This is a genomic window from Streptomyces sp. NPDC126497 (genome assembly GCF_040302425.1).
Taxonomy (GTDB): Bacteria; Actinomycetota; Actinomycetes; order Streptomycetales; family Streptomycetaceae; genus Streptomyces.
Genome location: NZ_JBEORT010000006.1, coordinates 94,988 through 114,109 on the forward strand (window position 1 = coordinate 94,988; position 19,122 = coordinate 114,109).

Annotated in this window: 18 protein-coding genes; 16 read left to right on the forward strand and 2 right to left on the reverse strand. The window is 70.8% G+C overall.

The genetic code is table 11. The features are described 5' to 3' along the window. The first annotated feature begins 3 nt into the window (after nt 1-3). From pdxT to relA, 10 genes are all read left to right on the forward strand, one after another. Nucleotides 4-612 (forward strand): pyridoxal 5'-phosphate synthase glutaminase subunit PdxT, encoded by a 609-nt coding sequence (gene pdxT / locus ABTY20_RS05845; RefSeq protein ID WP_351995723.1) that lies wholly within the window; start codon nt 4-6, stop codon nt 610-612. A 48-nt stretch (nt 613-660) separates the two neighbouring features. After that, nucleotides 661-1,413: a YebC/PmpR family DNA-binding transcriptional regulator gene (locus tag ABTY20_RS05850; protein WP_351995724.1), complete on the forward strand. Its 753-nt coding sequence runs from the start codon at nt 661-663 to the stop codon at nt 1,411-1,413. A gap of 105 nt (nt 1,414-1,518) precedes the next feature. After that, the gene (gene ruvC / locus ABTY20_RS05855; protein WP_351995725.1) at nt 1,519-2,085 is read left to right on the forward strand and encodes a crossover junction endodeoxyribonuclease RuvC; all 567 of its coding nucleotides are present in this window, start codon (nt 1,519-1,521) and stop codon (nt 2,083-2,085) included. Then, nucleotides 2,082-2,687, forward strand: coding sequence for a Holliday junction branch migration protein RuvA (gene ruvA, locus ABTY20_RS05860; protein ID WP_351995726.1), 606 nt, complete (start codon nt 2,082-2,084; stop codon nt 2,685-2,687). Before ruvC ends, ruvA begins: the two co-directional genes overlap by 4 nt. A 39-nt stretch (nt 2,688-2,726) precedes the next feature. Then, nucleotides 2,727-3,797 (forward strand): Holliday junction branch migration DNA helicase RuvB, encoded by a 1,071-nt coding sequence (ruvB, locus tag ABTY20_RS05865; RefSeq protein WP_351995727.1) that lies wholly within the window; start codon nt 2,727-2,729, stop codon nt 3,795-3,797. A 165-nt stretch (nt 3,798-3,962) separates the two neighbouring features. Next, entirely contained in the window at nt 3,963-4,463 is a 501-nt protein-coding gene (gene yajC / locus ABTY20_RS05870) for a preprotein translocase subunit YajC (protein ID WP_351995728.1), read from the forward strand. A gap of 132 nt (nt 4,464-4,595) precedes the next feature. Further along, a complete protein-coding gene (gene secD / locus ABTY20_RS05875; protein ID WP_351995729.1) occupies nt 4,596-6,380 on the forward strand; it encodes a protein translocase subunit SecD in 1,785 nt (594 codons plus the stop codon). 3 nt (nt 6,381-6,383) lie between these two features. Next, on the forward strand, nt 6,384-7,502 hold the full coding sequence (gene secF / locus ABTY20_RS05880) for a protein translocase subunit SecF (RefSeq protein WP_351995730.1): 1,119 nt from the start codon (nt 6,384-6,386) through the stop codon (nt 7,500-7,502). Continuing rightward, on the forward strand, nt 7,499-8,047 hold the full coding sequence (locus ABTY20_RS05885) for an adenine phosphoribosyltransferase (RefSeq protein WP_351995731.1): 549 nt from the start codon (nt 7,499-7,501) through the stop codon (nt 8,045-8,047). Before secF ends, ABTY20_RS05885 begins: the two co-directional genes overlap by 4 nt. A 194-nt stretch (nt 8,048-8,241) precedes the next feature. Continuing rightward, nucleotides 8,242-10,794, forward strand: a complete 2,553-nt coding sequence (relA, locus tag ABTY20_RS05890) for a GTP pyrophosphokinase (protein WP_351995732.1) — start codon at nt 8,242-8,244, stop codon at nt 10,792-10,794. A gap of 67 nt (nt 10,795-10,861) precedes the next feature. Here the strand turns inward: relA and ABTY20_RS05895 are convergent, their stop codons facing one another. Continuing rightward, nucleotides 10,862-12,091, reverse strand: coding sequence for a DUF349 domain-containing protein (locus ABTY20_RS05895; protein ID WP_351995733.1), 1,230 nt, complete (start codon nt 12,089-12,091; stop codon nt 10,862-10,864). A gap of 138 nt (nt 12,092-12,229) precedes the next feature. Continuing rightward, entirely contained in the window at nt 12,230-13,051 is an 822-nt protein-coding gene (locus ABTY20_RS05900; RefSeq protein WP_351995734.1) for a peptidylprolyl isomerase, read from the reverse strand. 183 nt (nt 13,052-13,234) lie between these two features. Between ABTY20_RS05900 and ABTY20_RS05905 the strand changes: the two genes are divergently transcribed. The 6 genes from ABTY20_RS05905 (at nt 13,235) to ABTY20_RS05930 (ending at nt 19,119) form a co-directional block, all read left to right on the forward strand. Continuing rightward, nucleotides 13,235-13,942: an MBL fold metallo-hydrolase gene (locus ABTY20_RS05905; protein WP_351995735.1), complete on the forward strand. Its 708-nt coding sequence runs from the start codon at nt 13,235-13,237 to the stop codon at nt 13,940-13,942. 13 nt (nt 13,943-13,955) lie between these two features. Further along, on the forward strand, nt 13,956-15,218 hold the full coding sequence (hisS, locus tag ABTY20_RS05910) for a histidine--tRNA ligase (RefSeq protein WP_351995736.1): 1,263 nt from the start codon (nt 13,956-13,958) through the stop codon (nt 15,216-15,218). A gap of 264 nt (nt 15,219-15,482) precedes the next feature. Next, on the forward strand, nt 15,483-16,151 hold the full coding sequence (locus ABTY20_RS05915; RefSeq protein WP_351995737.1) for a vitamin K epoxide reductase family protein: 669 nt from the start codon (nt 15,483-15,485) through the stop codon (nt 16,149-16,151). Between the two features lie 43 nt (nt 16,152-16,194). Beyond that, on the forward strand, nt 16,195-17,550 hold the full coding sequence (locus tag ABTY20_RS05920) for a replication-associated recombination protein A (RefSeq protein WP_351995738.1): 1,356 nt from the start codon (nt 16,195-16,197) through the stop codon (nt 17,548-17,550). Between the two features lie 301 nt (nt 17,551-17,851). Continuing rightward, nucleotides 17,852-18,466 (forward strand): 30S ribosomal protein S4, encoded by a 615-nt coding sequence (gene rpsD / locus ABTY20_RS05925; protein ID WP_309096595.1) that lies wholly within the window; start codon nt 17,852-17,854, stop codon nt 18,464-18,466. A gap of 200 nt (nt 18,467-18,666) precedes the next feature. After that, nucleotides 18,667-19,119 (forward strand): DUF948 domain-containing protein, encoded by a 453-nt coding sequence (locus tag ABTY20_RS05930; RefSeq protein ID WP_351995739.1) that lies wholly within the window; start codon nt 18,667-18,669, stop codon nt 19,117-19,119. The last annotated feature ends 3 nt before the right edge of the window (nt 19,120-19,122 follow it).

Sequence of the window (19,122 nt, forward strand, 5' to 3'; positions counted from 1 at the left end):
CCCGTGAGCGACGCACTTGTCATAGGCGTCCTGGCCCTCCAGGGCGACGTGCGGGAGCACCTCGTCGCCCTGGCCGCGGCCGACGCCGTGGCCAGGCCGGTCAGGCGCCCGGAGGAACTCGCCGACGTCGACGGCCTGGTCATCCCCGGCGGGGAGTCCACCACGATCTCCAAGCTGGCCGTCCTCTTCGGCCTGATGGAGCCGCTGCGCGCACGCGTGCGCGACGGCATGCCGGTCTACGGCACCTGCGCGGGCATGATCATGCTGGCCGAGAAAATCCTCGATCCCCGTTCCGGGCAGGAGACCGTCGGCGGCATCGACATGATCGTGCGCCGCAACGCCTTCGGGCGGCAGAACGAGTCGTTCGAGGCGGCGGTCGACGTCAAGGGCGTCACCGGCGAGCCGGTGGAGGGCGTCTTCATCCGGGCCCCCTGGGTGGAGTCCGTCGGCGCCGGGGCCGAGGTGCTCGCCGAGCACGACGGACACGTCGTCGCGGTCCGCCAGGGCAACGCGCTGGCCACGTCGTTCCATCCGGAACTGACCGGCGACCACCGTGTGCACGCCCTGTTCGTCGACATGGCACGCGCGAAGCGGACGGGCGAGTCCTTGTAGGATTCCCCCGTTCGTTGCAGAGATGGGTTACGCGAAGGAGACAGGCAGATGTCCGGCCACTCTAAATGGGCTACGACGAAGCACAAGAAGGCCGTGATCGATGCCAAGCGCGGCAAGCTCTTCGCGAAGCTGATCAAGAACATCGAGGTCGCCGCGCGGATGGGCGGCGTCGACCTGGACGGCAACCCCACGCTCTACGACGCCGTCCAGAAGGCCAAGAAGCAGTCGGTGCCGAACAAGAACATCGACTCCGCCATCAAGCGCGGCGGCGGTCTCGAGGCCGGCGGCGCCGACTACGAGACGATCATGTACGAGGGCTACGGTCCCAACGGCGTCGCGGTGCTCATCGAGTGCCTCACCGACAACCGCAACCGTGCCGCCTCCGACGTGCGCGTCGCGATGACCCGCAACGGCGGTTCCATGGCCGACCCGGGCTCGGTGTCCTACCTGTTCAACCGCAAGGGCGTGGTGATCGTCCCCAAGGGCGAGCTGACCGAGGACGACGTCCTCGCCGCCGTCCTGGACGCGGGCGCCGAGGAGGTCAACGACCTCGGCGAGAACTTCGAGGTGCTCAGCGAGGCCACCGACCTGGTCGCGGTCCGCACCGCGCTGCAGGAGGCCGGGATCGACTACGACTCCGCCGAGGCCAACTTCGTCCCGACCATGCAGGTCGAGCTGGACGAGGAGGGCGCCAAGAAGATCTTCAAGCTGATCGACGCGCTCGAGGACAGCGACGACGTGCAGAACGTGTTCGCCAACTTCGACGTGAGCGACGAGATCATGGAGAAGGTCGACGCGTAGCGCGTCCACTGCCCAGCGGGCCGGCGGGACACTTCCGTCGGCCCGTCGCTTTGTCGGTGGCACCCGATAGCCTGCACGAACAGGCGATCGAGGAAAGAGGCGGGCGTGCGTGTACTGGGGGTGGACCCGGGACTGACCCGGTGCGGTGTCGGCGTCGTCGAGGGCGTCGCCGGGCGGCCGCTCACCATGCTCGGTGTGGGCGTCGTCCGCACGCCGGCCGACGCCGACCTCGGCCACCGCCTCGTCGCCGTCGAGCAGGGACTGGAACAGTGGCTGGACGAGCACCGGCCCGAGTGCGTCGCCGTGGAGCGCGTCTTCAGCCAGCACAACGTGCGCACGGTGATGGGCACCGCCCAGGCCAGTGCCGTCGCCATCCTGTGCGCCTCCCGCCGCGGCATCCCCGTCGCCCTGCACACGCCCAGCGAGGTCAAGGCCGCCGTCACCGGTTCGGGCCGCGCCGACAAGGCCCAGGTCGGCGCCATGGTCACCCGTCTCCTCCGGCTCGACGCGCCGCCGAAGCCCGCCGACGCCGCCGACGCCCTCGCGCTCGCCATCTGCCACATCTGGCGCGCCCCCGCGCAGAACCGGCTCCAGCAGGCCGTCGCCCGGCACGCCTCGAAAGCCCCCCGCACACCACACGCCCCGCACGCATCGAAAGGCCGTACGGCATGATCGCCTTCGTCAGCGGCACGGTCGCCGCCCTCGCTCCCGACGCCGCGGTGGTCGAGGTCGGCGGGGTCGGCATGGCCGTCCAGTGCACGCCGAACACGCTCTCCGCGCTCCGCGTGGGACAGCCCGCGAGACTCGCCACCTCCCTCGTCGTCCGCGAGGACTCCCTGACCCTGTACGGCTTCGCCGACGACGACGAGCGGCAGGTCTTCCAGCTGCTCCAGACCGCCAGCGGCGTCGGTCCCCGGCTGGCCCAGGCGATGCTCGCCGTGCACACCCCCGACGCCCTGCGCAGAGCCGTGGCCACCGGGGACGAGAAGGCGCTGACCGCCGTCCCCGGCATCGGCAGGAAGGGCGCCCAGAAGCTGCTCCTGGAGCTGAAGGACCGTCTCGGCGAGCCGACCGGCGCCCCCGCCGTCGGCGCGCCGGTCACCAGCGGCTGGCGCGACCAGCTGCACGCCGCCCTGATCGGCCTCGGGTACGCGACCCGCGAGGCCGACGAGGCGGTGTCCGCCGTGGCGCCCCGGGCGGAGGCCGCCGGGGGCACCCCGCAGGTGGGGCAGTTGCTGAAGGCGGCCCTGCAGACGCTGAACCGCGCCCGATAGCCCCGCCCCCGGTCCGTACGAAGAGCTGAGGCATACGCAATGAACTGGGACGACACCACCGACACCCCCGCCGAGGAGCGGCTCGTCGGTGCGTCCGCCGACCGTGAGGACCAGGCCGTCGAGGCCGCCCTGCGCCCCAAGGACCTGGGCGAGTTCATCGGCCAGGAGAAGGTCCGCGAACAGCTCGACCTCGTGCTGCGCGCCGCCCGCGCGCGCGGGGCCACCGCCGATCACGTGCTGCTCTCCGGCGCACCCGGTCTCGGCAAGACCACCCTCTCGATGATCATCGCGGCCGAGATGGAAGCCCCCATCCGCATCACCTCGGGCCCCGCCATCCAGCACGCCGGCGACCTCGCGGCGATCCTCTCCTCCCTCCAGGAGGGCGAGGTGCTCTTCCTCGACGAGATCCACCGCATGTCCCGGCCCGCCGAGGAGATGCTCTACATGGCGATGGAGGACTTCCGCGTCGACGTGATCGTCGGCAAGGGCCCCGGCGCCACCGCCATCCCCCTCGAACTGCCCCCCTTCACCCTGGTCGGCGCCACCACCCGGGCAGGCCTGCTGCCGCCCCCGCTGCGCGACCGCTTCGGCTTCACCGCGCACATGGAGTTCTACGAGCCCGCCGAGCTGGAGCGGGTCGTCCACCGCTCGGCGAGCCTGCTCGACGTGGAGATCGACGCCGACGGCGCCGCGGAGATCGCCGGCCGCTCCCGCGGCACGCCCCGCATCGCCAACCGGCTCCTGCGCCGCGTCCGGGACTACGCGCAGGTCAAGGCCGACGGGCTGATCACCCGGGAGATCGCCGCGGCGGCCCTCGCCGTCTACGAGGTCGACGCCCGGGGCCTGGACCGGCTGGACCGGGCCGTCCTCGAGGCCCTGCTGAAGCTCTTCGGCGGCGGACCGGTCGGCCTGTCCACGCTCTCCGTCGCGGTCGGGGAGGAACGTGAGACCGTGGAAGAGGTGGCCGAACCCTTCCTCGTACGGGAGGGGCTGCTCGCCCGCACCCCGCGCGGGAGGGTGGCCACCCCGGCGGCATGGGCGCATCTCGGCCTCACGCCGCCCCGCTCGCAGGCCCCCGGAAACGGACAAGGGGACCTGTTCGGGGCGTGACGGCGAGGGCGTTGGCCGGGGCAGGAACCCCGGTGCCATGCTGAGCGTTGTTCCCTGCGCGCGGACTCGCTTAGACTCCGCCGATGCCGCCCTTGTCGGCGGCAGTACATACCCCCAACCATCAGGCCGTTCACCATCGCGGTCGTGTGAAGGAAGTTCCGACCCGTGAGTCTCGTGACCCTCCTCCCGTTCATTGTGCTCATCGGGGCCATGTTCCTGATGACCCGGTCGGCCAAGAAGAAGCAGCAGCAGGCCATCGACATGCGGAACCAGATGCAGCCCGGTTCCGGCGTCCGCACCATCGGGGGCATGTACGCCACGGTCAAGGAGGTCAGCGAGGACACGGTCCTCCTCGACGCCGGTCCGGGTGTGGAGCTGCTGTTCGCCAAGAACTCCATCGGTGCCGTCCTGACCGACGACGAGTACAACCGCATCGTCCACGGCATCGAGCACGACCTGAAGTCCGACGCCGACGTCGTTCCCGACGACGCCTCCTCCCTCACCGAGACCGACGACTCCTCCGACGCTGCCGCCGTCTCCGACGACACGCCCGTCGACCTCGGCAAGAAGGACGCGGCCGACGAGCCGGCCGCCGCCGACGGCGCCGACGAGACGAAGGCGGACGCGCAGACGAAGAAGTCCGACGGCGACTCCGACGCGAAGTAGTCGTGTCCCGGGGCGCGCGGGTGCTGCCCGCGCGCCCCGGGACGTGCCCGACTCGCACAGAGTCCCGACACCATGTCATGGCCGCCCGCTCCCCGATCCGGAGCGAGGCGGCCCGAGAGGGAGTACGAGAAGGTGGCAGCACTCAAAAAGGGACAGAACGCGAGCGCCACGAGCAAGCCGTGGCGCTCGCTGGCTCTGATCCTGATCGCCATCGTGGCGCTCACCGGCGGGATGTTCGCCTCCGGGCACACCACTCCGCGTCTCGGCATCGACCTGGCCGGCGGTACGAGCATCACGCTGGCCGCGGTCCCCGAGGCCGGCCAGGAGTCCGCGATCAACAAGACCAACATGGACACCGCGGTCTCCATCATGGAGCGGCGTGTCAACGGCCTCGGCGTCTCCGAGGCCGAGGTCCAGACGCAGGGCACCCGCAACATCATCGTCAACATTCCCAAGGGCACGAACTCCAAGCAGGCCCGGGACCAGGTCGGCACCACCGCCAAGCTCTACTTCCGCCCCGTCGTCGCCACCGAGCTCGCCGGTGGCGGTGCCGCTCCCACGCCCAGCGCGACCGGCGACGGCTCGGAGCAGGGCTCCGACGAGGACAAGGCGACCGACAAGGCGACCGACAAGGCCACGGAGAAGGCGACCGACGGGGTCTCCCCGTCGGCGAGCGCCACCACCCAGGGCCGTGCCGTCACCGACGCCCTGAAGGCCGACGAGACGCCGTCCGCCTCCCCGAGCGGCACGGCCGAGGACGGGGCGAGCCCCTCCGCGCCCGCGACCGGCGGCACCTCCGGCGACGCGGACGGCAAGCTCCAGGAGCAGTACGCCGCGCTCGACTGCACCAAGGAGAGCGTCCGCGCCAAGGCCGGTGACGGTTCCAAGGCCGGCGAGTCGACCGTCGCCTGCGGCCAGAACTCCCAGGGCCAGTGGCAGAAGTACATCCTCGGCCCCGCCGCGGTCGACGGCACGGACGTCGACGAGGCCAGCGCCGTCCTGAACACCCAGACCGGCGCCGGCTGGGTCGTCACCATGGACTTCACGGACAAGGGCGCCAAGAAGTTCGCCGACATCACCGGCAAGCTCGCCCAGAACCAGTCCCCGCAGAACCAGTTCGCCATCGTCCTGGACAACGAGGTCGTCTCCGACCCGTACGTCAGCCAGGCCCTGACCGGCGGCAACGCCGAGATCTCCGGCAACTTCACCCAGCAGTCGGCACAGGAACTGGCCAACATGCTGTCCTACGGCGCCCTGCCGCTGAGCTTCCGCGAGGACAGCGTCACCACCGTCACCGCCGCGCTCGGCGACGAGCAGCTCAAGGCCGGCCTGATCGCCGGTGCCATCGGCCTCGCCCTGGTCGTCCTCTACCTGCTGGTCTACTACCGCGGCCTGTCCTTCATCGCGATCCTGTCGCTGCTGGTGTCCGCCGCCCTCACCTACGTGATCATGTCGCTGCTCGGCCCGGCCATCGGCTTCGCGCTGAACCTGCCGGCCGTGTGCGGCGCCATCGTCGCGATCGGCATCACGGCGGACTCGTTCATCGTGTTCTTCGAACGGGTCCGGGACGAGATCCGCGAGGGCCGCACCCTGCGTCCTTCCGTGGAGCGGGCCTGGCCGCGCGCCCGGCGCACCATCCTGGTCTCCGACTTCGTGTCGTTCCTCGCCGCCGCGGTGCTCTTCGTCGTCACCGTCGGCAAGGTCCAGGGCTTCGCGTTCACGCTCGGCCTGACCACCGTGCTCGACGTCGTGGTGGTGTTCTTCTTCACGAAACCGCTGCTCACGCTGATGGCTCGCCGGAAGTTCTTCGCGAGCGGCCACAAGTGGTCCGGTCTCGACCCGAAGGCGCTGGGCGCGAAACCGCCCCTGCGCCGCACCCGTCGTCCCTCCGCCCCCGCCCAGACGAAGGAGGCGTGAGAGATGTCGAAACTCGGCACCCTCGGGGCCCGGCTGCACCACGGTGAGGTCGGCTACGACTTCATCAAGAACCGCAAGATCTGGTACGGCATCTCCATCCTGATCACCATCACGGCCATCGTCGGCCTGGCGGTGCGAGGCCTGCACATGGGCATCGAGTTCCAGGGCGGAGCGGTCTTCACCACCCAGAAGGACATGAGCGTCTCGGTCGCCCAGGCCGAGGAGTACGCGGAGGAGGCCTCCGGCCACGACGCGATCGTCCAGAAGCTCGGCGACGGCAGCCTGCGCATCCAGGTCGCGGGCATCGACACCAGCACCTCGGACAGGATCAAGGACACGCTCGCCGAGGACCTCGAGGTCGACGGCGAGCAGATCAACGCCGAACTGGTCGGCCCCAGCTGGGGCGAGCAGATCGCCAACAAGGCCTGGCAGGGCCTCGGCATCTTCCTCATCCTGGTCGTGATCTACCTGGCGATCGCCTTCGAGTGGCGCATGGCGCTCGCCGCGTTCGTCGCCCTGATCCACGACATCACCATCACCGTCGGCATCTACGCCCTGGTCGGCTTCGAGGTCACGCCGGGCACGGTGATCGGTCTGCTCACCATCCTCGGTTACTCGCTGTACGACACGGTCGTCGTCTTCGACAGCCTCAAGGAACAGACCAAGGACATCACCAAGCAGACCCGCTGGACCTACAGCGAGATCGCCAACCGCTCCATCAACAGCACCCTGGTCCGTTCCATCAACACCACGGTGGTCGCGCTGCTGCCGGTGGGGGGCCTGCTGTTCATCGGCGGCGGTGTCCTCGGCGCCGGCATGCTGAACGACATCTCGCTGTCGCTGTTCGTCGGCCTCGCCGCCGGCGCGTACTCCTCGATCTTCATCGCCACCCCGCTCGTCGCCGACCTCAAGGAGCGCGACCCGGCGATGAAGTCGCTGAAGAAGCGGGTCCTGGCCAAGCGCGCCCAGGGCGCGGCCACGGACGGGACGCAGGAGGCCCCGGTCACCGGCGAGGACCACGGCGACGGGCCCGAGGACGCCGCGCCCGCGGTCGTCGGCCCGCGCGACCAGTCGGTCTCCCGGACCCGCGGCCGGGGCCGTCCCTCGGGGAAGCGCCGATGAACGGACGCGCAGACATCTCGGCCCTGCTGCTCAGCCGCATCCGGGACGTGGCGGACCACCCGGAGCCGGGCGTGATGTTCAAGGACATCACCCCGCTCCTGGCGGACCCCGCGGCGTTCGCCGCGCTCAGCGACGCCCTGGCCGACATCGCACGCGCCACCGGCGCCACCAAGGTCGTCGGCCTGGAGGCCCGCGGATTCATCCTCGGCGCCCCGGCCGCCCTCCGCGCGGGCCTCGGCTTCATCCCCGTGCGCAAGGCGGGCAAGCTTCCCGGAGCCACCCTCAGCCAGGCCTACGACCTGGAGTACGGGTCCGCCGAGATCGAGGTGCACGCCGAGGACCTGAGCGCCGCCGACCGCGTTCTGGTGATCGACGACGTCCTCGCCACCGGCGGCACCGCCGAGGCCTCGGTCCAGCTCATCCGCAGGGCGGGCGCCGAGGTCGCGGGCCTCGCCGTACTGATGGAGCTCGGCTTCCTCGGCGGCCGGGCCCGGCTGGAACCGGCCCTGGCCGGCGCCCCGTTGGAGGCGCTGCTCACGGTCTGACCGGCGGCGGCGCACGCCGGCCGCACCCAGGGAGCACCGCTCGGGCGGGCCCGGAGGAATCCGGCGCCCGCCTCGGGTGTTTCCGGAGTGGACCGTCCGCACACCCGCCCGCAGGCGATCCGCGGCCACGGGATCGCTACCATGGGGTATCCGGAGCCTGACCGGGGGAGCCGGATCGCGCACGAGGAGCCCTCTTGCCAGACGAGGCCCAGCACCTGACCGCCGCCAAGCCCGAGTCCGCCTCGGCGGCCGCGGCCAAGCCCGCGCCGAGCGCGCCCCACGCGAAGAACGACACGCGCGGGCCGGTCCAGCACGGCCAGTCCACGCCGGTCGACAAGCCCGAGCAGCCGCGCCCCAAACCGTCCCCCGACCCCGCCCGGGCGGGGGGAACCCGGTCGGAGCGCTCCGCGTCCCTGGCGCGCCCCAACACCGGCCAGCCGCGTTCCGCCTCCTCCAACCGGGTCCGTGCCCGCCTCGCCCGGCTCGGCGTCCAGCGCGCGAACCCGTACAACCCGGTCCTGGAACCGCTGCTGCGGATCGTCCGCGGCAACGACCCCAAGATCGAGAACGCCACGCTCCGCCAGATCGAGCGCGCCTACCAGGTCGCCGAGCGCTGGCACCGCGGCCAGAAGCGCAAGAGCGGCGACCCGTACATCACGCACCCGCTCGCCGTCACCACCATCCTCGCCGAGCTCGGCATGGACCCGGCCACGCTGATGGCCGGCCTGCTGCACGACACCGTCGAGGACACCGAGTACGGCCTGGAGGACCTGCGCCGCGACTTCGGCGACGTGGTCACCCTGCTCGTCGACGGCGTCACCAAGCTGGACAAGGTCAAGTTCGGCGAGGCCGCCCAGGCCGAGACCGTGCGCAAGATGGTCGTCGCCATGGCCAAGGACCCCCGCGTCCTGGTCATCAAGCTCGCCGACCGCCTGCACAACATGCGCACCATGCGCTACCTCAAGCGTGAGAAGCAGGAGAAGAAGGCGCGCGAGACCCTCGAGATCTACGCGCCGCTCGCCCACCGCCTGGGCATGAACACCATCAAGTGGGAGCTGGAGGACCTCGCCTTCGCGATCCTCTACCCCAAGATGTACGACGAGATCGTCCGCCTGGTCGCCGAGCGCGCCCCCAAGCGCGACGAATACCTCGCCGTCGTCACCGACGAGGTCCAGCAGGACCTGCGCGCCGCCCGCATCAAGGCCACCGTCACCGGCCGTCCCAAGCACTACTACAGCGTCTACCAGAAGATGATCGTCCGCGGCCGTGACTTCGCGGAGATCTACGACCTGGTGGGCATCCGCGTCCTCGTGGACACCGTCCGCGACTGCTACGCGGCCCTCGGCACGGTGCACGCGCGATGGAACCCGGTCCCCGGCCGGTTCAAGGACTACATCGCGATGCCCAAGTTCAACATGTACCAGTCGCTGCACACGACGGTCATCGGCCCCGGCGGCAAACCCGTCGAGCTGCAGATCCGCACCTTCGACATGCACCGCCGCGCCGAGTACGGCATCGCCGCGCACTGGAAGTACAAGCAGGAGGCCGTCGCAGGCGCCTCCAAGATCCGCACCGACGTGCCCAAGGCGTCCGGCAAGGACAAGGACGCCATCAACGACATGGCGTGGCTGCGGCAGCTCCTGGACTGGCAGAAGGAGACCGAGGACCCGGGGGAGTTCCTGGAGTCCCTGCGCTTCGACCTGTCCCGCAACGAGGTCTTCGTCTTCACCCCCAAGGGCGACGTCATAGCGCTCCCCGCCGGTGCCACGCCGGTGGACTTCGCGTACGCCGTCCACACCGAGGTCGGCCACCGCACCATCGGCGCGCGGGTCAACGGCCGGCTCGTCCCGCTGGAGTCGACCCTCGACAACGGCGACCTGGTGGAGGTCTTCACCTCCAAGGCGGCCGGCGCGGGCCCCTCCCGCGACTGGCTCGGCTTCGTCAAGTCGCCACGCGCCCGCAACAAGATCCGCGCCTGGTTCTCCAAGGAGCGCCGCGACGAGGCCATCGAGCAGGGCAAGGACTCCATCGTCCGCGCCATGCGCAAGCAGAACCTGCCGATCCAGCGCATCCTCACCGGCGACTCGCTGGTCACGCTGGCGCACGAGATGCGCTACTCGGACATCTCCGCGCTGTACGCGGCGATCGGCGAGGGCCATGTCTCCGCGCAGAACATCGTGCAGAAGCTCGTCCAGGCCCTCGGCGGCGAGGAGGCCGCCACCGAGGAGATCGACGAGTCGGTCCCGCCGGCCCGCGGCCGCGGCCGCAAGCGGCGTTCCAGCGCCGACCCCGGTGTCGTCGTCAAGGGCGTCGAGGACGTCTGGGTGAAGCTGGCCCGCTGCTGCACCCCGGTGCCCGGCGACCCGATCATCGGGTTCGTGACCCGGGGCAGCGGCGTGTCGGTGCACCGCAACGACTGCGTCAACGTCGACTCGCTGTCCCGGGAGCCCGAGCGGATCCTCGACGTCGAGTGGGCGCCCACCCAGTCCTCGGTCTTCCTGGTCGCCATCCAGGTCGAGGCCCTCGACCGGTCCCGGCTGCTGTCGGACGTCACGCGCGTGCTGTCCGACCAGCACGTCAACATCCTCTCGGCGGCCGTCCAGACCTCCCGCGACCGCGTCGCCACCTCCCGCTTCACCTTCGAGATGGGCGACCCCAAGCACCTCGGCCACGTCCTGAAGGCCGTACGCGGCGTGGAGGGCGTCTACGACGTCTACCGGGTCACCTCGGCCCGCAACCGCACGTAGCGCCCGGCGGACACGCGGAAGGGGGGCCGCCGTACCCGAGGTACGGCGGCCCCCCTTCCGCGCGGGTTCAGCCGCCGAACTCCTGCAGACCCTTCAGCGCCTGGTCCAGCAGGGCCTGACGGCCTTCCAGCTCCCGCTCGAGCTTCTCCGCCTTGGCGGTGTTGCCCTGCGCCCTGGCCTGCTCGATCTGGCCCTTCAGCTTGTCCACGGCGGCCTGGAGCTGACCGGTCAGACCCGCGGCACGCGCGCGTGCCTCCGGGTTCGTCCGGCGCCACTCGGCCTCCTCGGCCTCCTGCAGGGCCCGCTCCACGGTGTGCATCCGGCCCTCGACCTTCGGGCGGGCGTCCCGCGGCACGTGGCCGATGGCCTCCCAGCGCTCGTTGATCGCCCGGAACGCGGCTCGCGCGGCCTTCAGATCGGTGATCGGCAGGAGCCTCTCGGCCTCCTCGGCCAGTTCCTCCTTGAGCTTGAGGTTCTCGGCCTGCTCCGCGTCCCGCTCGGCGAAGACCGAGCCGCGGGCGGCGAAGAAGACGTCCTGGGCGCCGCGGAAGCGGTTCCACAGATCGTCCTCGTGCTCGCGCTGGGCGCGGCCCGCGGCCTTCCACTCCGACATCAGCTCGCGGTAGCGGGCGGCCGTCGGCCCCCAGTCCGTCGAGTTCGACAGCGACTCGGCCTCGGCGACCAGCCGCTCCTTGGTCTGGCGGGCTTCCTCGCGCTGCGCGTCCAGCTGGGCGAAGTGCTGCTTGCGCCGCTTGGAGAACGCCGAGCGCGCGTGCGAGAACCGGTGCCACAGTTCGTCGTCCGACTTGCGGTCCAGCCGCGGCAGGCCCTTCCAGGTGTCCACCAGGGACCGCAGCCGCTCACCGGCGGCCCGCCACTGGTCGGACTGCGCCAGCTGCTCCGCCTCGGCGACCAGCGCCTCCTTGGCGTGCCGCGCGTCGTCGGACTGCTTGGCCCGCTGTGCCTTGCGCTCCTCGCGACGGGCCTCCACCAGCTCCACGAGCTTGTCCAGCCGGGCCCTGAGGGCGTCCAGGTCGCCGACCGCGTGGTGCGCGTCCACCTGCTCGCGCAGGTGCCCGATCGCGGCCTGGGCGTCCTTGGACGACAGGTCGGTGGTCCTCACCCGCTTCTCGAGGAGGCCGATCTCGACAACCAGGCCCTCGTACTTGCGCTCGAAGTAGGCCAGCGCCTCCTCGGGGGAGCCGGCCTGCCAGGAACCGACGACCTGCTCGCCTTCGGCCGTACGCACGTACACGGTCCCCGTCTCGTCGACGCGGCCCCACGGGTCGCTGCTCACAGCGCCTCCTCCACATGATGCCGCCGAGGGGGCCTCGAAGCTCCCCCGGGCATCGTCCACAGTTTCGTCACGGCCAACATAGGCGACCGACGGGATGCCTGTCCGCATCCCGCGCGACCGAAGTTCCGCAGTTGGGGGTCAGGATTTGGTGACGGTCGCCTTGTCGATCACGACCGTCGCGTTGGGCGCCCCGTCGCCCGCTCCGGTGCTCTCCCCGGCGTCGGCGATCTTCTTGAGCACCTTCATGCCGGCGTCCGAGACGGTGCCGAACGGCGTGTAGCTGGGCGGAAGCTGGCTGTCCTGGTAGACCAGGAAGAACTGGCTGCCGCCACTGTCCTTCTGCCCGGTGTTGGCCATCGCGACCGTGCCCGCCGGGTAGGTGTTGTCCTTCAGGCTTTTGTCCTTCAGGTTCTCGTCCGGGATCGTGTAGCCGGGACCGCCGGTGCCGGTGCCGGTCGGGTCACCGCACTGCAGCACGTAGATGCCGTTCGTGGTGAGCCGGTGGCACTTGCTGTGGTCGAAGTAGCCCTTCTTCGCCAGGAAGTCGAACGAGTTGACCGTGTGCGGGGCCGCCGACGCCTTCAGCGCCACGTCTATCTCGCCACAGGTCGTGTCCAGCGTCAGGGTGTACTTCGCCGACTTGTCGATGGCGACCGCCGGTTCCTTCTTCCACGTCTGCGACGCGACCTTGCCCTCGGCGGGCTTGTCGCACGGGTCCGGAGCCTTGCTGGTCGGTGCGGCGCTCGGCGTGACCTCCGCGTTCGCGTTGGTCTTGTCGTCGTCCTGCTTCAGCGTCCCGGTCGTGTACAGCGCGAGGCTGCCCACGAGGACCACACCGAGCACGGACGCGATCACCGAGTTGCGCATCCGCGACTTCCGGCGCGCTTCGGTGCGCCGCTGCTGCTGCCGCAAGAACTTCTCCCGGGCGAGCTGACGCCGCCGCTGTTCCTGGCTGACCACCGGGTTCTCTCCTCATGCGTCTCGTGTGCCGGCCGGTACGCGTGCGTGCGTGCGGTGAGCCGACCGCCTGCGTGTGCCCCGTACCGTATATGGGTTCGCTGAGGAATCGGCAGCGCCGGTAGGCTCTCACCACGGGCGCAGCCCCGTCGCAAGCCTCCCGTATCGACACAACGAAGGACGATCGTGCTCATTGCCGGGTTCCCCGCCGGGGCCTGGGGGACGAACTGTTATCTCGTCGCCCCCGCCGCCGGTGAGGAGTGCGTGATCATCGACCCCGGCCACCGGGCCGCCGACGGCGTCGCGGAGGCGGTCCGCAAGCACCGGCTCAAGCCCGTCGCCGTCGTCCTCACCCACGGTCACGTCGACCACGTCGCCTCGGTCGTCCCGGTGTGCGGAGCGCACGGCGTGCCGGCCTGGATCCACCCCGAGGACCGCTTCATGATGAGCGACCCCGAGAAGGGCATCGGCCGCACCATCGGCATGCCGCTCATGGGCGAGCTGACCGTCGGGGAGCCGGACGACGTCCGTGAACTGGCCGACGGCACGAAACTGGAGCTGGCGGGCCTGGAACTGACGGTCGCGCACGCGCCGGGCCATACCAAGGGGTCGGTGACCTTCGGCCTGCCCGGGGCGGCGGACCTCCCGCCGGTCCTCTTCTCGGGCGACCTGCTGTTCGCCGGCTCCATCGGACGCACCGACTTCCCCGGTGGCTCCATGGACGACATGCTCGAGTCCCTGGCCCGCGTGGTCCTGCCGCTCGACGACGCCACCGTGGTGCTGCCCGGTCACAACGAGTACACGACCATCGGCCAGGAGCGCGCCACCAACCCGTATCTGCGGCAGGTCGCGGCCGGCCAGGGAGCCGACCCGGCTCCCCGACGAGGAATGTGACGAGAGAACTCCCGTGAGCACCTTCAAGGCCCCCAAGGGCACGTACGACCTGATCCCGCCGGACAGCGCCACGTACCTCGCCGTCCGCGAGGCCATCGCCGCCCCGCTGCGGGGCTCCGGCTACGGCTACATCGAGACGCCCGGCTTCGAGAACGTCGAGCTGTTCGCGCGCGGTGTCGGCGAGTCCACCGACATCGTCACCAAGGAGATGTACGCCTTCGAGACCAAGGGCGGCGACCGGCTCGCCCTGCGCCCGGAGGGCACCGCCTCCGTGCTGCGCGCCGCCCTGGAGGCCAACCTGCACAAGGCGGGCAACCTCCCGGTCAAGCTCTGGTACTCCGGTTCGTACTACCGCTACGAGCGCCCCCAGAAGGGCCGCTACCGCCACTTCTCGCAGGTCGGCGCCGAGGCGATCGGCGCGGAGGACCCCGCCCTGGACGCCGAGCTGATCATCCTTGCCGACCAGGCGTACCGCTCGCTGGGGCTGAGCGACTTCCGCATCCTGCTCAACAGCCTCGGCGACAAGGAGTGCCGCCCGGTGTACCGGGCCGCGCTGCAGGACTTCCTGCGCGGCCTGGACCTGGACGAGGACACCCTGCGCCGCGCGGAGATCAACCCGCTGCGCGTCCTGGACGACAAGCGCGAGTCGGTGCAGAAGCAGCTCGCCGGGGCCCCGCTGCTGCGCGACTACCTGTGCGACGCCTGCAAGGCGTACCACGAGGAGGTCCGCGAGCTGATCACGGCGGCGGGCGTCTCCTTCGAGGACGACCCCAAGCTGGTGCGCGGCCTGGACTACTACACGCGCACCACCTTCGAGTTCGTCCACGACGGCCTGGGGTCGCAGTCCGCGGTGGGCGGCGGCGGCCGCTACGACGGCCTGTCCGAGATGATCGGCGGCCCCGCGCTGCCGTCCGTCGGCTGGGCCCTCGGCGTCGACCGCACCGTGCTGGCCCTGGAGGCGGAGGGCGTCGAGCTCGAGCTGCCCGCCACCACCAGCGTGTTCGCCGTCCCGCTGGGCGAGGAGGCCCGCCGGGTGCTGTTCGCCAAGGTCACCGAGCTGCGCAAGAACGGCGTGGCCGCGGACTTCTCCTACGGTTCCAAGGGCCTCAAGGCCGCGATGAAGGCCGCCAACCGCTCGGGCGCCCGCTACGCGCTGGTGCTGGGCGAGCGCGACCTGGCCGAGGGCGTCGTCCAGCTCAAGGACATGGAGTCCGGCGAGCAGACGGCGGTCGGCGTCAACGAGATCGTGGCGGAGCTGGAGTCACGGCTCGGCTGACCCCCTCGCACCGACGAAGGCGCCGGACGCCCCCACGGGCACCGGCGCCTTCGTCGTCAACGCGTACGGGCGGTTTCACCCGGCCGGATGATCCCGGGCGGGGCACGTGCGCGGCCGCCCCCTCGGGCACCGGCCGAAACCGCACGTCCGCCGGGGAACGCCGGTACGCACTTATGTCCGCGCAACGGCGGATCCCCGGCCCCGTACGGCACAATGGCCCCTGCCCGAAGCAGGCCCACACTCTCTAGTGACGGAATCGGCGTGATGAGCAAGACGACAGTCAGGGACGTCGACATGGAGCCCGAACCCTCGGACGCACCACAGCGCACCGCCTCCGCGCCGCGCACGGAGGGCGCGAGCCGGGCGCTGGCCCTGCTCCTGGTGATCACCGGCGCCGCCGGCGTGCTCGCCGCGTGGGTGATCACGCTCGACAAGTTCAAGCTGCTCGAGGCCAAGGTCAAGGGCGAGACGTTCGTCCCCGGGTGCAGCCTCAACCCCGTCGTCTCCTGCGGCAGTGTCATGGAGAGCGACCAGGCCTCCGTCTTCGGCTTCCCCAACCCGATGCTCGGCCTGGTCACCTACGGCATCGTCGTCTGCGTCGGCGTGAGCCTGCTCGCCCGGGCCCGCTTCCCGCGCTGGTACTGGCTCACCTTCAACGCGGGGACCCTCTTCGGCGTCGTGTTCTGCGCCTGGCTGATGTTCCAGTCCCTGTACCGGATCAACGCCCTGTGCCTGTGGTGCTGCCTGGCCTGGGTCGCCACGATCATCATGTTCTGGTACGTGACGTCGTTCAACGTCCGCCGGGGCCTCCTGCCCGCCCCCGGCTGGCTGAAGGGCTTCTTCGGCGAGTTCACCTGGGTCATGCCGGTCCTGCACATCGGCATCATCGGCATGCTGATCCTGACCCGCTGGTGGGAGTTCTGGACCGGCTGACCGCCCGCCCCGGGCTGTCGGTGCGGTGCTTTAGGGTTTCAGCGTGGAGCCCGACCTGTTCACCGCCGCAGCAGAAGAACGCCAGGAGAAGGACCCGACCGGCAGCCCCCTGGCGGTCCGGATGCGCCCGCGCACCCTCGACGAGGTGGTGGGCCAGCAGCACCTGCTGAAGCCGGGCTCCCCCCTGCGCAGACTGGTCGGCGAGGGCGCCTCGGGTCCCGCGGGACCCTCCTCGGTGATCCTCTGGGGCCCGCCCGGCACCGGCAAGACGACCCTGGCCTACGTCGTCTCCAAGGCCACCAACAAGCGCTTCGTCGAGCTGTCGGCGATCACCGCGGGCGTCAAGGAGGTCCGCGCGGTCATCGACGGCGCCCGCCGCGCCTCCGGCGGGTACGGCCAGGAGACCGTCCTCTTCCTCGACGAGATCCACCGCTTCAGCAAGGCCCAGCAGGACTCCCTGCTCCCGGCCGTGGAGAACCGCTGGGTCACCCTGATCGCCGCGACCACCGAGAACCCCTACTTCTCGGTCATCTCCCCGCTGCTCTCCCGCTCCCTGCTGCTCACCCTGGAACCGCTCACCGACGACGACGTCCGGGACCTGCTGAGGCGCGCCCTCACCGACGAGCGGGGCCTCAGGGGCGCCCTCACGCTCCCCGAGGACACCGAGAACCACCTCCTGCGCATCGCCGGCGGCGACGCCCGCCGCGCGCTCACCGCCCTGGAGGCCGCCGCGGGGGCCGCGCTCGACAAGGGCGAGGCGGCGGTCACCCTGGCCACCCTGGAGGAGACGGTCGACCGGGCCGCGGTGAAGTACGACCGCGACGGCGACCAGCACTACGACGTCGCCAGCGCGCTGATCAAGTCCATCCGCGGCTCCGACGTGGACGCCGCCCTGCACTACCTGGCCCGCATGATCGAGGCCGGCGAGGACCCCCGCTTCATCGCCCGCCGCCTGATGATCTCCGCCAGCGAGGACATCGGCCTCGCCGACCCGAACGCGCTGCCGATCGCGGTCGCCGCCGCCCAGGCCGTCGCCATGATCGGTTTCCCCGAGGCCGCGCTCACCCTGAGCCACGCCACCATCGCCCTCGCCCTGGCACCCAAGTCCAACGCCGCCACCACGGCGATCGGCGCCGCCCTGGACGACGTGCGCAAGGGACTGGCCGGGCCGGTGCCGTCCCACCTGCGGGACAGCCACTACAAGGGCGCGACGAAGCTGGGGCACGGGAAGGGCTACACCTACCCGCACGACCTGCCCGAGGGCATCGCCGCCCAGCAGTACGCGCCGGACGCCCTGAAGGACCGCACGTACTACGAACCCACCCGGCACGGCGCGGAGGCGCGGTACGCGGACGCGGTGGAGTGGACCAGGAAGCACCTCGGTCGGAAGCGGTCCTGACCACCCTGTAGAATCTGCCGGAGTGCTGAGTCCCGTGTCCGGCTCCGGTCGGCGCCTCAGGCGGGACACCCAGCCGGATCCTTCGATCCAGGAGCGTCGCGCACCGTCGTAGGTGTCGCGGGCAGCCCACCACCCCCCGTGAGTCCCGGGACCGGTCGGTGGGCCGTTCGTGTGCTGCACGTATGTGCCCAGTCCAGGGGAGCGGCTGCCCACCGGGCCCTCGCGGGCCCGATGGGGATTCCCCTGCTGCGGATGCGACCTCCCGTAACCCTGAGGCAGCCGAAAAGGAAAAGGAAGAGAAGTGGCGAACCAGTCCCGCCCCAAGGTCAAGAAGTCGCGTGCCCTCGGCATCGCGCTGACCCCGAAGGCCGTCAAGTACTTCGAGGCCCGTCCCTACCCGCCGGGCGAGCACGGCCGTGGCCGCAAGCAGAACTCGGACTACAAGGTCCGTCTGCTGGAGAAGCAGCGGCTGCGCGCGCAGTACGACGTGTCCGAGCGCCAGCTCGTCCGCGCCTACGAGCGTGCCTCCAAGGTGCAGGGCAAGACCGGTGAGGCCCTGATCATCGAGCTCGAGCGCCGTCTCGACGCGCTGGTCCTGCGTTCGGGCATCGCCCGCACGATCTACCAGGCCCGCCAGATGGTCGTCCACGGCCACATCCAGGTCAACGGCAAGAAGGTCGACAAGCCCTCCTTCCGTGTCCGCCCGGACGACGTGGTGCAGGTCCGCGACCGCTCCAAGGAGAAGACGCTCTTCACGATCGCCCGTGAGGGCGGTTTCGCCCCCGAGGGCGAGACCCCGCGCTACCTCCAGGTGAACCTCAAGGCCCTGGCGTTCCGCCTGGACCGCGAGCCGAACCGCAAGGAGATCCCGGTGATCTGCGACGAGCAGCTCGTCGTCGAGTACTACGCCCGCTGACCCCAGCAGGCGCGCGGTGTCCCGAGCCCGCCGTTCCCCCGCCGCTCCAGGCGGGGGAACGGCGGGCTCGACTCGTCCGTCCCGCTCCGTCCCACGACTTCACCGGTGGCGGACGGTAATCCGGTACGGACTCCCGTCACCGGCGCGATAGGCTCGACCTCACGACTTTCTCGATGTTCAGGCGCGTTTCAAGGGAGCGGGTGCACACAGTGTCCGGTGGCGAGGTGGCCGGAATCCTGGTGGCCGTGTTCTGGGCGATCCTGGTCTCCTTCCTCGCCGTCGCGCTGGCGAGGCTGGCCCAGACGCTCCGGGCGACCACCAGACTCGTGGCGGACGTGACCGACCAGGCCGTCCCCCTGCTGGCGGACGCCTCCGCGGCGGTGCGTTCCGCGCAGACCCAGATCGAACGGGTCGACGCGATCGCCTCCGACGTCCAGGAGGTCACCTCCAACGCCTCCGCGCTGTCGACCACCGTGGCCTCCACCTTCGGCGGCCCCCTGGTGAAGGTCGCCGCCTTCGGCTACGGCGTGCGCCGGGCCGTCAGCGGCCGCAAGGACGACGCCCCGGCCAAGGCGCCGAGGCGCGACGTGATCGTGGGCCGCACCGTCCCGGGCGCGCGGCGTGACAAGCGGACCCGGGGAAAGAGGGACTGACCC

What these genes read in the sequence shown, in the direction of transcription:
- ABTY20_RS05850 (WP_351995724.1), top strand. Translation starts at nt 661, where the DNA reads ATGTCCGGCCACTCTAAATGGGCTACGACGAAGCACAAGAAGGCCGTG.
- ruvA (WP_351995726.1), top strand. Translation starts at nt 2,082, where the DNA reads ATGATCGCCTTCGTCAGCGGCACGGTCGCCGCCCTCGCTCCCGACGCC.
- ruvB (WP_351995727.1), top strand. Translation starts at nt 2,727, where the DNA reads ATGAACTGGGACGACACCACCGACACCCCCGCCGAGGAGCGGCTCGTC.
- secF (WP_351995730.1), top strand. Translation starts at nt 6,384, where the DNA reads ATGTCGAAACTCGGCACCCTCGGGGCCCGGCTGCACCACGGTGAGGTC.
- ABTY20_RS05885 (WP_351995731.1), top strand. Translation starts at nt 7,499, where the DNA reads ATGAACGGACGCGCAGACATCTCGGCCCTGCTGCTCAGCCGCATCCGG.
- ABTY20_RS05915 (WP_351995737.1), top strand. Translation starts at nt 15,483, where the DNA reads ATGAGCAAGACGACAGTCAGGGACGTCGACATGGAGCCCGAACCCTCG.